General features: G+C 34.1%; 15 protein-coding genes. 9 read left to right on the top strand and 6 right to left on the bottom strand.

Annotated features, from left to right (window positions below; translation table 11 throughout):
* Nucleotide 1: 1 nt before the first annotated feature.
* The 3 genes from CALHY_RS05540 to CALHY_RS05550 are packed head-to-tail and all read right to left on the bottom strand — an operon-like array spanning nt 2 to nt 3581.
* A complete protein-coding gene (locus CALHY_RS05540) occupies nt 2-1216 on the bottom strand; it encodes a hypothetical protein (RefSeq protein ID WP_013403000.1) in 1215 nt (404 codons plus the stop codon).
* Nucleotides 1213-1938: an OmpA family protein gene (locus tag CALHY_RS05545; protein ID WP_013403001.1), complete on the bottom strand. Its 726-nt coding sequence runs from the start codon at nt 1936-1938 to the stop codon at nt 1213-1215. The genes CALHY_RS05540 and CALHY_RS05545 overlap by 4 nt, the downstream gene beginning before the upstream one ends.
* 23 nt (nt 1939-1961) lie before the next feature.
* Entirely contained in the window at nt 1962-3581 is a 1620-nt protein-coding gene (locus CALHY_RS05550) for a MotA/TolQ/ExbB proton channel family protein (RefSeq protein WP_013403002.1), read from the bottom strand.
* A gap of 693 nt (nt 3582-4274) precedes the next feature.
* On the opposite strand from CALHY_RS05550, the gene CALHY_RS13665 reads away from it, so the two are divergent.
* The 5 genes from CALHY_RS13665 to CALHY_RS05580 all read left to right on the top strand — a co-directional run bounded on the left by CALHY_RS13665 (nt 4275) and on the right by CALHY_RS05580 (nt 7696).
* Nucleotides 4275-4526, top strand: coding sequence for a hypothetical protein (locus CALHY_RS13665; protein WP_158304229.1), 252 nt, complete (start codon nt 4275-4277; stop codon nt 4524-4526).
* Between the two features lie 245 nt (nt 4527-4771).
* Nucleotides 4772-5170, top strand: a complete 399-nt coding sequence (locus tag CALHY_RS05565; protein WP_013403003.1) for a flagellar protein FlaG — start codon at nt 4772-4774, stop codon at nt 5168-5170.
* A 13-nt stretch (nt 5171-5183) separates the two neighbouring features.
* Complete coding sequence (gene fliD / locus CALHY_RS05570) at nt 5184-6758, top strand: flagellar filament capping protein FliD (RefSeq protein ID WP_013403004.1); 1575 nt, start codon at nt 5184-5186, stop codon at nt 6756-6758.
* 80 nt (nt 6759-6838) lie between these two features.
* Nucleotides 6839-7216, top strand: coding sequence for a flagellar export chaperone FliS (gene fliS, locus CALHY_RS05575; protein ID WP_013403005.1), 378 nt, complete (start codon nt 6839-6841; stop codon nt 7214-7216).
* 15 nt (nt 7217-7231) lie between these two features.
* Nucleotides 7232-7696, top strand: coding sequence for a flagellar protein FlgN (locus CALHY_RS05580; RefSeq protein ID WP_013403006.1), 465 nt, complete (start codon nt 7232-7234; stop codon nt 7694-7696).
* Between the two features lie 6 nt (nt 7697-7702).
* Here the strand turns inward: CALHY_RS05580 and CALHY_RS05585 are convergent, their stop codons facing one another.
* The 3 genes from CALHY_RS05585 to thpR form a co-directional block, all read right to left on the bottom strand.
* The gene (locus tag CALHY_RS05585; protein WP_041723122.1) at nt 7703-8044 is read right to left on the bottom strand and encodes a DUF2442 domain-containing protein; all 342 of its coding nucleotides are present in this window, start codon (nt 8042-8044) and stop codon (nt 7703-7705) included.
* 170 nt (nt 8045-8214) lie between these two features.
* A complete protein-coding gene (locus tag CALHY_RS05590) occupies nt 8215-9402 on the bottom strand; it encodes an MFS transporter (RefSeq protein WP_013403008.1) in 1188 nt (395 codons plus the stop codon).
* 47 nt (nt 9403-9449) lie between these two features.
* A complete protein-coding gene (gene thpR / locus CALHY_RS05595) occupies nt 9450-10001 on the bottom strand; it encodes an RNA 2',3'-cyclic phosphodiesterase (protein ID WP_013403009.1) in 552 nt (183 codons plus the stop codon).
* 118 nt (nt 10002-10119) lie between these two features.
* On the opposite strand from thpR, the gene CALHY_RS05600 reads away from it, so the two are divergent.
* From CALHY_RS05600 to CALHY_RS05615, 4 genes are all read left to right on the top strand, one after another.
* On the top strand, nt 10120-10422 hold the full coding sequence (locus tag CALHY_RS05600) for a hypothetical protein (RefSeq protein WP_013403010.1): 303 nt from the start codon (nt 10120-10122) through the stop codon (nt 10420-10422).
* Nucleotides 10423-10432: 10 nt separating this feature from the next.
* Nucleotides 10433-11233: a glutamate 5-kinase gene (gene proB / locus CALHY_RS05605; protein ID WP_013403011.1), complete on the top strand. Its 801-nt coding sequence runs from the start codon at nt 10433-10435 to the stop codon at nt 11231-11233.
* Nucleotides 11234-11255: 22 nt separating this feature from the next.
* Nucleotides 11256-12515 carry a glutamate-5-semialdehyde dehydrogenase gene (locus tag CALHY_RS05610; protein ID WP_013403012.1) on the top strand — a complete coding sequence of 420 codons (1260 nt, stop codon included), beginning with the start codon at nt 11256-11258 and terminating at the stop codon, nt 12513-12515.
* 155 nt (nt 12516-12670) lie between these two features.
* Nucleotides 12671-15034, top strand: a complete 2364-nt coding sequence (locus CALHY_RS05615) for an endonuclease MutS2 (protein WP_013403013.1) — start codon at nt 12671-12673, stop codon at nt 15032-15034.
* The last annotated feature ends 76 nt before the right edge of the window (nt 15035-15110 follow it).

Below are 15110 nucleotides of genomic sequence, written 5' to 3' on the forward strand. Positions count from 1 at the left end.
TTTATTCAATGTTTTCATAATATCGTAAGCATAGAAATGTTTTGTATTTCCAATTTGTTTGGTGAGTAATTCTGAATAAGCAGGTGTTTTTGTCTTTAAAAAAATCGTTAGACTTATCTAAACTTATATATACTTCATATGCGCTTTTGAAATAATCTTTAGAATATGCATAGATTGCATTTCCCACGTTACCGAATTCTATTACCACGATGTTTTTGAAGTACATAAAAACTCTGTAATTTTGTCTATCAGGATATACATATTCCATATACTTAATAAATCGTTTCCAAAAACTAAATCTCTCATTGTCATCACTGAAGAAAAGCAAAAGTTTTTGTTCATTTAACCACATTAACAGTTTTTGCTTTACATTTTCATCTAACAAATTCCAAAACAAGTTTACCTTGGGCTTATTAGGTTCACCAAACCTATCAACTAAGATTTCAAGTATCTGTCTGTCGCAGTGTTCTATATCCAAGACAGTAAGGTAATGATTGTAAAACTGTGCTAATTTTTCTATCGAATTTGTTTTCTCAAGCATGTCACAGATGTATTTTATGTTGTTTGTATCACTAAAAAAGTGTGTGGATTTTGCAGTTATGGCAACATTCCAACATAGCTCTATGAATAAAGGTTTGTCATCTTTGATAGAAAATCTTTCTTTTATACTAACAAGTGAAATATTTTCTTTTATTATAAATTCAACAAATTTGTTTATTTCGGCTCCGCTGTCAATCCACTGTTTTATAAAAAAGAATTCACGTTCACTTATACCTATTAGCTTATTTAGGTGGTCAAATTTTTTAAAGTAGAATTTTAAAGCATACATTATAGCAGGTTCACTATATAATGTCTGGAAAGTGGACCACAATTGTTTAAAAAGCGATATCTTAGGGTTAAGCCATGTCAGCTTTATTATGTTGATTCTTGCAGTATGTTCAATTTTGTCATAATTCGAAGATAAGTAAGATAAGAGAAGGCGAACATGCCTGAGTTTAATTTTATATGAAAATTCTAGGAGATCATAGTCCGATGTAATTTTACTCAGTGCTTCAATGAGATTATTCACCTCTGACGAAAAATTTTTATCAAATTCAAATATCGCTGGATTTTCTATTTCACCCAAAACTTTTTCTATGGTTGCTTCCATATTTCTTCTTGCAATGCTTAATTTAAAAGGGTAGAAGTCAAGTGTTGGTATATTTATTTTTTTCATTTTGATGCACCCTTTAGGATTTGTTCCATTTGTCTGACCATTTCTTCCTCTTTGAGTCTGAATTTGAACTCAACACGTCTTGAAGCATCTTGATCGACCTTGCCGTTTTTATATATCAATTGGCTGAATGAACGACCATTTGATGTTATGTATTTTTTGAGCAACTGTTTCTGGGGAAAATCAGGAAACTGGTTACTTAGAATGTATCTCACTACTTCAAAAGCTCTTTTTTGCGATAATTCAAGGTTATATAGGTAATCACCTCTGTTATCTGTGTGACCTTCAATTATAATTTGCGATATATTGTCTTTATTTTGTGGTGATAATAAAATTCCAATATATTTGGGAATGAACTGCTGCAAGAATTTCTTTCCATTTTGTGTAAGGTTGTAGCTGTTATATTCAAATAGCACACTTTCGGAAAATGTAATTGCGCCTGTTTGAGGGTCTATTTTTAGCGAGAGTTTAGAATTTTTGAATTCCTTAATTAAATCCTCTACAATTTTTTTTCTTATTCCCACAATTGATTCTAATTTTTGTTCTGTTTTTTTGAGATTTTCAGTTAATTTTTCCCTTTCTTTTATTTTGGCTTGCAGTATTTCTGAATAGGAAAATATCAAGAGCATGAGTAACAGGATGAACATCAAAATCAAGGCAGCCATCATATCTGAGTATGACATCCAATAATCATGAGGTTTTTCATGGTCTTCAAAATCCTGCATTTGTTATCCCTCCGATTTTCTTGTTAATTCTTTTTTGAAAGTGTTTCTATAGCTACTAACGTCTTGTTGAAACTATCGTAGAAGTTTTTCAGTGACCTATCTAAATCCTCGACCATATCATGCATAGAACTTAATAGGCGAAACAGATAATTTGTAATATTTTCTAATTCCGAATCGATATAATTTAGTCCCGTTTTTAATCCATCATTTACTCTTTGCATAAAATCTTGAGATGATGCGGTTATTGCGTCGCTTATATATGTCAATGAGGCGCTTATGTCTTTTATTGTATTTTCTACTTTGTTTACAGAGTCCAGGAAGTTTGATATTTTCATACTGATTTCTTCATCTGTATTTTCAATCTTTTCAACAAGTTTGTAATACTCTTCTTTGATCTTCTCTAATTCTATACTGAGCATTTCTAGTTGCTTTTCAAAAGTATCTTGGACTTTTACTATAAAATCGAGATTTTCTGAGGCTTTGTTGTTTACCTCTTCAATTACCTTAAGATTCGAAGTTAAACTATTCAGAATATCTGTAAAAACTGTGCTGATTTTTACTTGATTTTGTGTCGTTTCAATGACAGACTTTATGAAGTCATCTAAAGACTGTTTTAGAGTAAGCTGCCAGGTGCAAATATTATCAATTGTGGCGGCAAGTTCTTGAAATTTATAACTCAAAGCACCAGACATCTCATTTACAAATTTATCAACAATTTTGGAAATTCCTTCAACTTGAGTTTGAGACGCCACGTTTGAGAAGTTTTCAATCACGCTTGCAATATTATTTATCGCAGGCTCAATGATTGATTTATAGAGTTCATCATTGTAAGAAAAAAGCTGAGGTAGAATTTCATTGTTTATCTTATCTGTTAATACCTTCGAAAGCTCTGTTGATATATCAGTTGCTATCGTTTTCAATAATGATGTTTGAGTTTCCAACAAATCATGTATTTCTTTTATGTAACTCTTATTTTCTTCTCCGACTATATCTTTGATTACCTGCTGAAATTGGTGTATGATCCTGACTCGTGAGGTTAAAAGTATTCTATCTGCTAACGTCCAGACTAGAGAGAAAAATATGCCTACAATTGATGTATAAAAAGCTAGTTTCAAACCAATCATTAGATTTTCTATACTGCTTTTCATAGCCTCACCGGTTGCAATGTTAATATCACTTAATCCTTTTCCAAGTCCAACAAATGTTCCTAAAATACCAAGACCTGTTAGCAATCCAGGTGTTGCTTCGGCTAACCTTCTGTTTGTAAGAGCATCGATTAAATTTGCTTTGTTAAAGTGCTTATCAATCTTTTCTTCTGGGCTGAATTTGGAATTTTCTCTATATTTTTTCCAGAGAGAAATTATTATGTCCTCGTTACATGAATCTATTATTTTGTCAACGTCATCTAACGATAGTTCTGCGTTATTTGCATTAACTGTTATCTTGTTAGTAATTTCCTTTAGTTTTTTACAAACGAAATTTACTTTTATCCATTTGTGTGATTCCACTTTGTATGTAAAAATAAAGTTTGAAACAACAAACAACCCAGTAGCTACAACAATTATAAAAAAGCACCATGTATCAGTAGAAATAGAAAAAAACAAACTCAAGATTATATCGAATATCATTTGTGAAGTATCCATAGAAAAGTTTCCTCCTTTATAGTCATTGGACCATAGCCTTGGTTTGTTTGTGAGAATTTAGTTTTTAGAGATTAATACGTATTGTATGTTTAAAAATATTTTACCACAAGACGAATCAAATGTAATACTCAGAGTTTAAAATTTTCTATTTCTCATCTTAGAACAAACGTAAATTTTTTTCTAAACTTTGTCAATATATAGCAAAAAGGCAAAAGCCGTTTGAAAAAAGTAATAGACGGGAAAATTGATTAGGAAAATATCAAAAATTAAAAATTGACTTTGGCGAGGTGGTTTATATGAGTAAAAATTCTATAGAAACGTTTGTAGCAGACCTCTGGGAAAAGATATTTTCTTATCTAAGCAGAGTTTCAATATTCTACTGGCTCAGAAAAGTAACAAAAAATACAAGTTATTTTTTTGTTGATGCATGGGTATTAGGAAATTTATTTCTATACATTTTTGGCTGTTATACTAACCTACTACATAAATATCCGCTTTAAATTTTTATTTTGGATAATTTTAACTTATGGTATTTTGAGAGTTTTCGAAATAATAATATACCAACTCAATGTATTATTTTTTGATAGAATAAGGGCGCAGAAGAAAAATCAAGATTATTCTATAAAATCAGCAACCAGAATGGTTATATTACTACTTCACAATTTTGCTGAAATAATGTTTTGGTATTCGTCTATGATGATTTGTATTTTAAAGCTTGAAGGAAACTTTTCTCAACAAAGTACTGTTTGGGATTATATAAGATCAAATATTTTAAATGTGGCAACATTTAATAGTAATGAAATAGAGAAAATAGTAAATAAAACAAATTCAAATATAGCTAATCTAATATTTTTTGAAAATATTACAGGCTTATTTATGACATTATTGTGCTTAGCGAGATTTATTAATTTATTGCCAACAGTTAAGACTAAAGATGAAATGTAAATATAGGTACATCTGTAATATTTATGTATCTTAATCAAACAAGCAAATGGTAACCAATTTTTAGCAATAAAGAACCTCTCAATGAAGTATATAAGCTGCATGTGAAGAAAATATTCAAGGTTGAGAACAAATCAGAAACTACACAGCAATATCAATGACACTGTCATTCTGACAATATCCTTAAACTTTTCCCTTTCCACAACCGATAATATAAAAAGAAAGATTAAAAAGAGAGGGAAGCGATAATGGTTGTTGATGGTATTGGAGTCAAAACCATTGATATATCGAATGCAGTATCAAGGATTCAAGACAGCAGAACAAGACCCGAAAATATTGAAGTTAGCTTGCAGGAAGAAAAGGGTATAAATAAAGAAGGAGTTAATGATAAATTTACAGAGAAGAATGACAAAAAGGAACTTGATGAAGATACACTCCTAAAGATGATAAACCAAGCCAACAAAGCATTTGAAGCAAAATACACACGGCTTGAGTTTTCTATTCACAAAGAGACACATGAAATTGTTGTAAAGGTATATGACAAAGAAACAAATGAGCTTATAAGAGAAATACCACCCGAGAAGATTTTGGATATAATTGCAAAGCTTTGGGAGCTTGCAGGCATTTTTGTGGATGAGAGAAGATAGGTGGTGATAAAAAATGAATGTTAACTCAACTAATTCGACAAGCTATACAAATCCTTATGACATGTATAAATACTACACAAGAGTAGGTGGACTTGCAAGCGGACTTGACACAGATTCAATTATTCAGGGTTTGATGAGTGTTGAGAAGACAAAGTATAATAAGCTGTATCAGCAAAAACAGCTTTTAGAGTGGCAAAGACAGGATTATATGGACATAGCAAGTGCTATATCGAGTTTTAAAGATTATGTTTTTAATCTCAAGCTTTCAAGTAACTTTGTAAAGTATAAGACAAGTGGAGAGGCTGTTGACTCTGGTTATGTTTCTGTTACAGGGACAGCTAACGCACTTGAGGGGAATTATCAAATAAAAGTTGAACAGCTTGCAACCCAAGCAAATGCTGTGGTGAATGATCTTACGGCAATTAAAAAAGATGATCAGAACAAAGTAAAACTTCAAGTTGAACTGACAGTTGGCAGTTCGACTGTCACAAAAACAATAGAGCTTACTTGGAATCCAGGAGATTCTACTTCAACTTTTGGTGCTAATTTGGCAAAATCGATAAATGAGGCATTTAGTAGTGATGGTGGGTTGAAGGCTTATTACGACTCAACATTAAATAAACTTATAATAGCTTCTCAAAAGACAGGCAGCAATGTAAGTTTTACTGTGATAGATGTAAATAACAATAATGCTCAAATAGCAAGTGGAACAGGCACAGATGCAAAGGTTTATATAAAAGATAGTTTTAACAACGAATCACTTGTTACCTCAGCCACTAATACAATAAATGTCTATGGAATGAGCATAACATTGAATAAAACAACATTGGATGTTCAAGGCAGTGCGCAATATAAATCTTTTTCAATTTCAAAAGATGTTGATGCGATTGTAAACAATATCAAAGATTTTATTAATAAATACAACGAGCTTGTCAGCAAAATTTATAGTAAAATAACAGAAAAGCGAAATAGAGACTATTTGCCACTGACAGAAGAACAAAAAGCCCAGATGAAGGACACGGACATTCAAAAATGGGAGGATGTAGCTAAAAAAGGGCTTTTGTATGGTGATTCTATACTTTCAAGTTTTTTGGACAATATGCGAAACTACTTATACAAACAAGTTCCAGGTCTTCCTTCTAACTTAGATACGATATCTGAAGCAGGAATAGAAACATACAGCTATTTTGAAAGCAAAGAAGGAAAAATTTATATCAAAGATGAAGCTAAGCTCAGAGATGCGATAGCAAATAATTTTGATGCATTTGTGAAGCTGTTTACAAGCAGTGGTGACGACACAAAATCTATTGATGATGATGGGATTCTCCAGCGATTTTACAGCCTTGCAAATGATACCCTAAAGAAGATATACGACAAAGCTGGCAAACCATATTTTACAAACACATATGACCCGAATAGTTCTATAGGAAAGCAGCTAAGAAGCATTATTGACCAAATGAATGCTGAGCAAGAGAGACTGCAAAAGGTGGAAGATAGATATTACAGGCAGTTTACTCAGCTTGAGCAGTTAATTGCCCAAATGAATACTCAAAGCTCGTGGTTATCTCAACAGTTTAGTGGCAGGTAAGCATACTTATAGATATTTAGTTGTTTAGAATAACAAATTAAAATTTAAGAAATAAACAAAAATATGAGGAGGCAAAATTTATGGACGCAGCAGCAAGATATCAAGAGGAAATGATAATGACAAAACCGCCAGAAGAATTGACGCTTATGCTTTATGATGGGTGTATAAGATTTATAAAACTTGCAATGCAGGCAATTGATGAGAAAAAGTTTGACAAAGCAAATGAGAATATTATCAAGGCAGAGAATATCATCACAGAACTCATGTCAACCCTTGATATGCAATATGAGATATCAAAAAATTTGATGAGCCTATATGATTTTATCTACAGATGGCTTATTCAAGCAAATCTTAAAAAAGATAAGAAATATTTGCAAGAGGCACTTGAAATTGTGCAGGATTTGCGAAACACCTGGGCAGAGGCAATAAAGATTGCAAGACAGCAAAAGAATAAATAAAAAGGGCTGGGGTTTATGTATAATAAGCTTGTAAGTCTTCTTGAAGAAAAAGAAAAGCTTGTGGATAGGTTTTTGACTCTCACAAGTTTGCAGCAGGAGTATATTTTAAATGACAACTTTGATGAGCTTTCTAAGATTGTTGATGAAAAAGGAGATTTGATTGAGAAAATAAATAGAATAGACAGTGAGTTTTTAGAGGAGTTTGAAAGCATCAAAACTCAAAAGGGAATAAAAAGTTTTGATGAGATAACAGATATTGACAAAGAAACAGGCATTTTGCTCAAAAGCCTCACATCATCCATTTTACAAAAGCTTCAGGTGATAAAGGACATAGATGAAAAGAATAATATTTTAATTCGAGCAAAATTTGATGAGATAAAAAGGGCTCTAAAAAGCATGAGGTACAAAAAAGAGGCTTTGAAAGACTATTCACAGTACAAACAAACCCAGTTTCCATCCGGCTTTGACAAAAAAGAGTAAAGGGGCTTAAAAAGCCCCTTCTTTGTCACTCTTTTGCCTGAATTCATTTTCAATCTTTTCAAAAAGCCAAGTAGGCTCTTGTACCTCAGGGCAAGTTTCATACAGAACAAGTGGGTCTAAGTCAAGGCAGGTTGTTTCATCGTAATTTCCACTTACATCCCATGCAAGTGTTCCATTTAAAACAGTGCATCTTTCCATAAAGAATTTTTTATCTTTGAGTCTTTGAAACTCACCCTTTTCAAGCAGAGTAGAGGCATCAAATAGTTTTATGCTACCATCATCAAAGTATATATACACCTTGTAATCCTCAGTAGGAATAACCTGTACAACCTCAGGATAGTATTCCATCATATATTAATCACCTCAAAAATTTTAAACTAAAGGATTAATTCTCATCAGCCGTAGAAAATACAAATTTCTGGCATTTTTGTTTTTCACCTCAGTTTGCACAATAGGTTTGTTCTTTATAAAATTATACTCTAAATTTCACAAATCATATCTTAAAATTTTAAAGGTAACTAACTTTCAACTTTTATCTTCCTTACAAAATATAAATTCCCAAGCGCAAAGAAAGCTGCAAGTAAGAACACATATTCATACCCGAATTTATTCCACAGAAAACCAGATAGCATAGGAAGGCTCATTGAAACTGCATGGTCCATGCTTGTGCCTGTTGAAAGAGTAGGAGTTAGGTCGTCAGGATGCTTTATAATCTTCTTTATGTATGTTGACCTTGCCATTGATGTTGCAAACATCAAGTTGTCAATGATGTAACACCCATATGCAATGGCAAGTGCGAGCCATTTTATTTTTATATTCTCAGTTGCAGCATATCCAAGACATATGAGAAAAATAACTACCGCGTCAAATGTAAGTATCTTCTTTTCGCCAAGTCTGTCAATGAGCCTACCGATTATATTTCTAAAACCAATTCCTAAAAATGAACAAATGATTCCCACAAGCGCAAAATTTGCAACAGGTTGTTTGAAAATCTTAATCAAGACCCAGGGTGCAAAGGTGATAAATATTTGTTTTCTTGCTCCAAAGAAGATTGAAAGCACGTAATAAAGCCAGTAATCTTTTTTGATGACAAACTTGAATCCTTTGTGTTCAGGTTTTCTTGGGAGTTTAACAGGCAGTAAAAATAATGCTGCAAATAGATACATCAGAGCAGCAATAACATATGCTGTCTTGAAAGAAAAATTCAGAAATTTAAATCCTACCATAACTATAAAATAACCTATTATAGATGCAGCTGTTGCTACAGAACCGATAAGACCTAAAGTTTTTCCGTATTCCTCTTCTTTAGAAAGCTCCATTCCAATACTTGAGCTCAAGACCATGTTTAGATGTGTTCCTGTATTGTAAATAGCAGTCCATACAATCAATAGCAGAAAAGTTGGAGCAAAAAATCCAAGACCAATCAGAGCAAATGAACACAAAGATGTTGCAATTATACTTACCCTCAAATCACCGAGGAAATATAAAAAGCCTATTAAGAATATAATCAAAAAACCAGGAGTTTCACGGGGAAACTCCAAAATTCCTCTTGCCATTGGAGAGATATTGTAGTTTGCAGCGATGTAGTTGTTAAATATTGTATCGTTTATTCCACCGCCTATTCCCATAAAAGCGTTGGCAAATATAAATAGTATAATACTTGAGAAAACAGCGCTTAAACTTTGTTTGGCAAAATGTTTTGACACAGTTATTCAGTCCTTTCTTTTGCAAAATTCTAAAATAAATTTTGCAATCAGTGTAGCTGTATCTCAAATAGGGGTGTATAGACTCTTTTTCTATCTATCTCCTCACTCAAAAAAAGAATGACCTTTTCAACAGGAATTTCATCAAAAGAAAAGCTTTCAACATACTTTTGAAAATTCTCAAAAGGCTCATTTAACACAACATCCTGGGCAATTGTTATATGGGGTGTGTACTCTCTTTTTTCTCTTTCAAAGCCAACCTCCGCCATTGCATCCTCAACAAGAGAAAAAATGTTATTGAGTTTTTCAAGATTGCCATCTGGCTTTAGATACACAACTCTCAAGTTCCCATGCCCTTTAAAATATCCACAGGATGAGATTTTCAATGAAAAACGGGAAAAATCTTTTAAATTTTTTTCAAGCGCCTGTCTGATTTTTTCTACCTTTTCATATTCAATCTCACCCAAGAATTTGAGGGTTAAATGAAAGTTGTCAATGTACTTCCATCTGCCTTTTTTACTGATTGACTTTAAAAAGCTTTGCACTTCAACAATCTGCTCTTTTAAGCTTTTTGGGAAGTCAATACCAATGAATGTTCGCATTCTATCTTCATTCCTTTCAATACAGAATTTTTAGAAAAATCTTTGAAGGGTACACATTAATTTGATAGAATAAATATAAGCAGCTCATATCTTAAATTTTATCAGGGGGAAGGACATTATGGAAGTACTTTATAACGTAAAACTTTTATATCCAACAGACATCCCTGTATCACCAGGTGTCATACACGTTGAAATTTATAAACCCCAACAAGGAAAGCTTCCAATATACATCAAAAGCCTTGATGAAAACGACCCGAAAAGATTTATACCAAATATTGCTTCCATCATACAAGAAGAGCTTTTAAACAGAATAAATATTGATATTGTAATCCAAACCCAGCTTTATGTGGTTGACGAGAATTCAAAGTATAAAATCATTTTTAACAATAGCTTGAAAGATTTTACCATAGAAAAGGAGTAGAAAGTGGAAAATGCGAGACTTTGGAAATGTAAAAAAGGTTGTTGTAAAAGTTGGAACAAGCACTGTAACATATCCAACAGGTAAGTTAAATCTTTCACGATTAGAAAAACTTGCAAGAGTTCTTTCTGACATAAAAAATGAAGGAAGGGACGTTGTGCTTGTCACATCTGGTGCTGTTGCATCAGGGTTAGGAAGGCTTGGGCTTACCAAAAATCACAAAACAACCCAGGAAAAACAGGCGCTCGCGGCAATTGGCCAGGGAATTTTAATGCAGATTTACGAAAAGCTTTTTGGTGAATACGGAGTTGTGGTTGCTCAGGTGCTTCTTACAAAGGATGTTGTTGATGAAGAGAAGAAGATGCTAAATGTTAAGAACACATTTGAGTACCTGTTCAAATATGGTGCAATTCCAATTGTGAACGAAAACGACGTTGTTGCAATTGAAGAGCTTGAGTTTGGCGACAACGATACTTTGTCTGCTTATGTTGCGACAATAATTGATGCTGACCTTTTGATTATTCTTTCTGACATAGATGGACTTTACTCATGTGACCCGAGAATTGACAAGAGTGCAGAGCTTATAAAAGAGGTTTTTGAGATTGACTCATATATAGAAAGCATTGCAGGAGGAGCTGGCAGTGTCAACTCAACAGGCGGTATGCAGACCAAAATTGAAGCTGCCAAAATTGCAATGCAACATGGGATTCCTATGGTTATTGCAAACGGTGAAAATCCGACAGTTGTAAAAGAGATTTTAGAGGGCAAGGAGATAGGGACGTTATTTGTTAGTAAAAACACTGTTTCAAGATAAATGCAAAGGGGGCAGAATAAAGATGAGCGATTTGATTGAAAAAGCGAAAAAGGTGAAAGAAGCGTCAAAAAAGCTCATGAACCTTTCTGAAAATGAAAAGAACAGGGCACTTTCATGCATATCTCAAAAGATATTAGAGAAGATGGATTTTATTTTGCAGGAAAACCAAAAAGACATGGAAAATGCTGTCTCTAAAGGCATCAAAGGAGCACTTTTAGACAGGTTAAAGCTAACAGAGGACAGAATAAAGCAAATCTGCAAGGGGATTGAGGATGTTATAAAACTTCCTGACCCGGTTGGAGAAGTTATTTCTATGTGGAAGCGTCCCAACGGGCTTGTAATTGGTCAAAAGAGAGTGCCGATTGGTGCAATTGGAATAATCTATGAGGCAAGACCAAATGTTACTGTTGATGCAGCCGTTTTGTGTTTAAAAGCAGGGAACAGTGTCCTTTTGCGAGGAGGATCTGAAGCAATAAACTCAAATATTGCACTTGTAAAGGTAATGAAAGAGGGTTTGCTTGAGGCTGGAATTGAGGAAGGCAGCATAGAGATTGTTGAGGACACATCACGTGAGACTGCTGTTGAAATGATGAAATTAAATGAGTATTTGGACCTTTTGATTCCGCGAGGTGGTGCAAACCTTATAAAAACTGTTGTGCAGAACGCAACAGTTCCTGTGATAGAAACTGGTGTTGGAAACTGTCACGTTTTTGTTGATGAAAGTGCTGATTTTGAGATGGCAAAAGCAATTGTTGTAAATGCAAAAACACAACGGCCAGGTGTTTGTAATGCAGCTGAAAAGCTTTTAGTTCACAAAAATATTGCAGAAGAATTTTTGCCGATGATTGTAAAAGAATTGATAGGAAAAAATGTTGAGATAAGAGGATGCTCTCTGGTAGTTGAAATTTGCAGAAAAAATGGAATTGAAATAAAGTTAGCAACTGAAGATGACTGGTATACAGAATATTTAGATTTGATAATGGGTGTTAAGGTAGTTAACAGCATCGATGATGCAATTGAACATATTAACAAATATGGTTCAAAACATTCAGAAGCTATTGTAACTAAGGACTACTTCAACGCTCAAAAGTTTTTGGACTATGTAGATGCTGCGGCCGTGTATGTGAACGCATCAACAAGGTTCACAGATGGCTTCGAATTTGGGTTTGGAGCAGAGATTGGAATCTCAACTCAAAAACTTCATGCAAGAGGTCCTATGGGATTAAAAGAGCTCACAACTATAAAATATATCATCTATGGCAGCGGACAAATAAGAAGATAGAGATTTTGAGGTGTTTATTTATGGAACAAAAAATCACAAGGACGACCATGATGTTGTCCTTTTTTCTTTATGAGGGAAAGCCTTGTGTGCTATAATAAACAAAAAAGACACTTTTGCTGCGATTTAAAAACTGAACAAGAAGGGGTAATGCAAGCTTGAATCAAAAGACCTTCAGAGCTTTAGAATATGACAGGATATTAGAAATGTTAATATCTTTAGCACATTCTGAACCTGCAAAAAGGTACTTTCAAAATCTTGTGCCTTCAACAGACAAGGATTTTATCCAAAAAGAACTTGACAAGGTTGAAGAGTGTTTTATCTATATACTAAAATATGGAAGACCGCCCATATTAGAGTTTTCTGATATCTCATTGATTTTGAAAAAGGCAAGAGCACAGGCAATTTTAACACCACACGGAATCTTAGCAGTGGGCAGAATATTAAAGCTTTCACAAGAGGTAAGGTCATACCTTGCAAATGCAGATGGTAGCTATCTAAAAAGCAGTCGAGAGAAGCTATTTTATCTTAAAGAGCTCACAGCCCGTATTGACCAGACATTTTTGACTCCTGAGGAGATTTTAGACACTGCATCGCCAAGGTTAAAAGAGATAAGAGACAGAATAAGACGGCTTGAGACAAGGATAAGAGATGAACTGAACAGGATGATAAGAGACCATAAAATCCAGAGGTTTTTGCAAGAACCTATCATAACAGTTCGTGGGGATAAGCTTTTGCTTCCTGTGAAGGCTGAACACAAAGACAGCATCAAGGGTATTATTCACGACCAGTCTGCAACAGGTGCAACACTTTTTGTTGAGCCGTTTGTGTGTGTTGAAATTTCAAACCAGATAAGGGTTGCGAGGTCAGAAGAAAAAGAAGAGATAGAAAGGATATTACAGGAACTCTCCCAGCTTATTTCCCGCAACTATAATGAGATAAAACAAAATTTCGAGAGTCTTTCTGAACTTGATATTCTATTTACCAAAGCGCAGTGGGCACATCAATTTCGGGCTTCAAAGCCAATCCTCAACACAGCTGGATATATTAATCTCAAAAAAGCAAGACATCCGTTGATTGAAAAAGAAAGGGTTGTGCCAATTGATGTACATTTGGGTAAAGAATTTGACGTTCTTGTCATTACAGGACCAAACACAGGTGGCAAGACTGTGACGTTAAAGACCATTGGGCTTTTCTGTCTTCTTGCTCAAAGTGGAATGTTTCTCCCGGCAGATGAAGGGTCTGAGGTGTGTGTATTTTCAAAGATATTTGCAGATATTGGCGATGAGCAGAGCATAATTCAGAGCCTTTCAACTTTTTCAGCGCATATGAAAAATATAATTGAGATAACACAAAATGCAGACAGCTCAACACTTGTTCTTTTGGACGAGATTGGTTCTGGCACAGACCCCGAAGAAGGCGCTGCGCTTGCCAAAGCAATTTTAAAGTTTCTCTACAGAAAAGGCTCTAAAGTTGTTGCTACAACACACTATGGAGAGCTTAAAACCTTTGCTCAGCAGGAAGAGAGATTTGAAAACGCTTCTTGTGAGTTCGATATCAATACTTTAAAACCAACATACAGGCTTTTGATTGGAATTCCCGGTATGAGCAATGCGCTTTATATATCTTCCAATTTGGGTTTGAAAGAAGAGATAGTAGAGCTTGCTAAAAGCTACATGTCTAAAAAGACGCTGGAGCTGACTGACATTATAAACGAGATGGAAAGAAAACGAAAAGAACTGGAAGAAGCCCTGGAAAGTGCAAATAAACTAAAGATTGAGGCAGAGAACTTAAAGAGAAGCTTGGAAGAAGAAAGAAGAAGGTTTGAAGCAGAAAAACAGAGGATAAAAGAAAGATCAGTAAAAGAAGCACGTGAGTTTGTGCAAAGGGTTGAAGATGAGGTTGAAAAGCTATTCAAAGAGCTTAGGAAGATTGCAGAGAGCCTGAAGGAAAAAGAGATGTTAAAACAGCTTGAGGAGAAGAAGAGAGAATATGAAAATCTTGTAAAGAGTATAGAACAGGCATCACAAAAAGAGAAAAAACTGCAGTCAAAGTTACCTGAAAACCTTCGGCTTGGGCAAAAGGTATATGTCAAAAGCTTTGATGCAGAAGGGTTTGTTGAATCACTGCCTGACTCTAAAGGAAATCTCACAGTTAGAATTGGCATTATGAAACTTTCTGTGAATATATCTGATGTATTTGAAATAGAAGAGGACACGACTGTTAAAAACTTGGGATTGTCTTCAAAAAAAGGTGTTGAAGTTGTTCAAAAGAGTATTGACATTTCCATTGATGTTAGAGGAAAAACAAGTGATGATGCCATTTTAGAGGTTGACAAGTATTTGGATGACGCATACACAGCGGGACTAAAACAGGTGACAATAATCCATGGAAAAGGTACAGGGGTTTTGCGTCAAGCTATAAGGAATTTTTTGAGACGGCATCCGCATGTAAAATCATTCAGAGATGGAACATATGGTGAAGGTGAACAGGGTGTTACGGTGGTTGAGCTGAAAGACTAATGATTTTCTTGATATTGACTTGGCAAATAAATTCAATTAAACTTATATTTAAGCTTCTATTTTTTAACTTCAGAAA

Origin of the sequence: Caldicellulosiruptor hydrothermalis 108, from assembly GCF_000166355.1 — a bacterium.
Classification (GTDB): domain Bacteria; phylum Bacillota; class Thermoanaerobacteria; order Caldicellulosiruptorales; family Caldicellulosiruptoraceae; genus Caldicellulosiruptor; species Caldicellulosiruptor hydrothermalis.

What these genes read in the sequence shown, in the direction of transcription:
- CALHY_RS05540 (WP_013403000.1), bottom strand. Translation starts at nt 1,216, where the DNA reads ATGAAAAAAATAAATATACCAACACTTGACTTCTACCCTTTTAAATTA.
- CALHY_RS05545 (WP_013403001.1), bottom strand. Translation starts at nt 1,938, where the DNA reads ATGCAGGATTTTGAAGACCATGAAAAACCTCATGATTATTGGATGTCA.
- CALHY_RS05550 (WP_013403002.1), bottom strand. Translation starts at nt 3,581, where the DNA reads ATGGATACTTCACAAATGATATTCGATATAATCTTGAGTTTGTTTTTT.
- CALHY_RS13665 (WP_158304229.1), top strand. Translation starts at nt 4,275, where the DNA reads ATGATGATTTGTATTTTAAAGCTTGAAGGAAACTTTTCTCAACAAAGT.
- CALHY_RS05565 (WP_013403003.1), top strand. Translation starts at nt 4,772, where the DNA reads ATGGTTGTTGATGGTATTGGAGTCAAAACCATTGATATATCGAATGCA.
- fliD (WP_013403004.1), top strand. Translation starts at nt 5,184, where the DNA reads ATGAATGTTAACTCAACTAATTCGACAAGCTATACAAATCCTTATGAC.
- fliS (WP_013403005.1), top strand. Translation starts at nt 6,839, where the DNA reads ATGGACGCAGCAGCAAGATATCAAGAGGAAATGATAATGACAAAACCG.
- CALHY_RS05580 (WP_013403006.1), top strand. Translation starts at nt 7,232, where the DNA reads ATGTATAATAAGCTTGTAAGTCTTCTTGAAGAAAAAGAAAAGCTTGTG.
- CALHY_RS05585 (WP_041723122.1), bottom strand. Translation starts at nt 8,044, where the DNA reads ATGGAATACTATCCTGAGGTTGTACAGGTTATTCCTACTGAGGATTAC.
- thpR (WP_013403009.1), bottom strand. Translation starts at nt 10,001, where the DNA reads ATGCGAACATTCATTGGTATTGACTTCCCAAAAAGCTTAAAAGAGCAG.
- CALHY_RS05600 (WP_013403010.1), top strand. Translation starts at nt 10,120, where the DNA reads ATGGAAGTACTTTATAACGTAAAACTTTTATATCCAACAGACATCCCT.
- proB (WP_013403011.1), top strand. Translation starts at nt 10,433, where the DNA reads ATGCGAGACTTTGGAAATGTAAAAAAGGTTGTTGTAAAAGTTGGAACA.
- CALHY_RS05610 (WP_013403012.1), top strand. Translation starts at nt 11,256, where the DNA reads ATGAGCGATTTGATTGAAAAAGCGAAAAAGGTGAAAGAAGCGTCAAAA.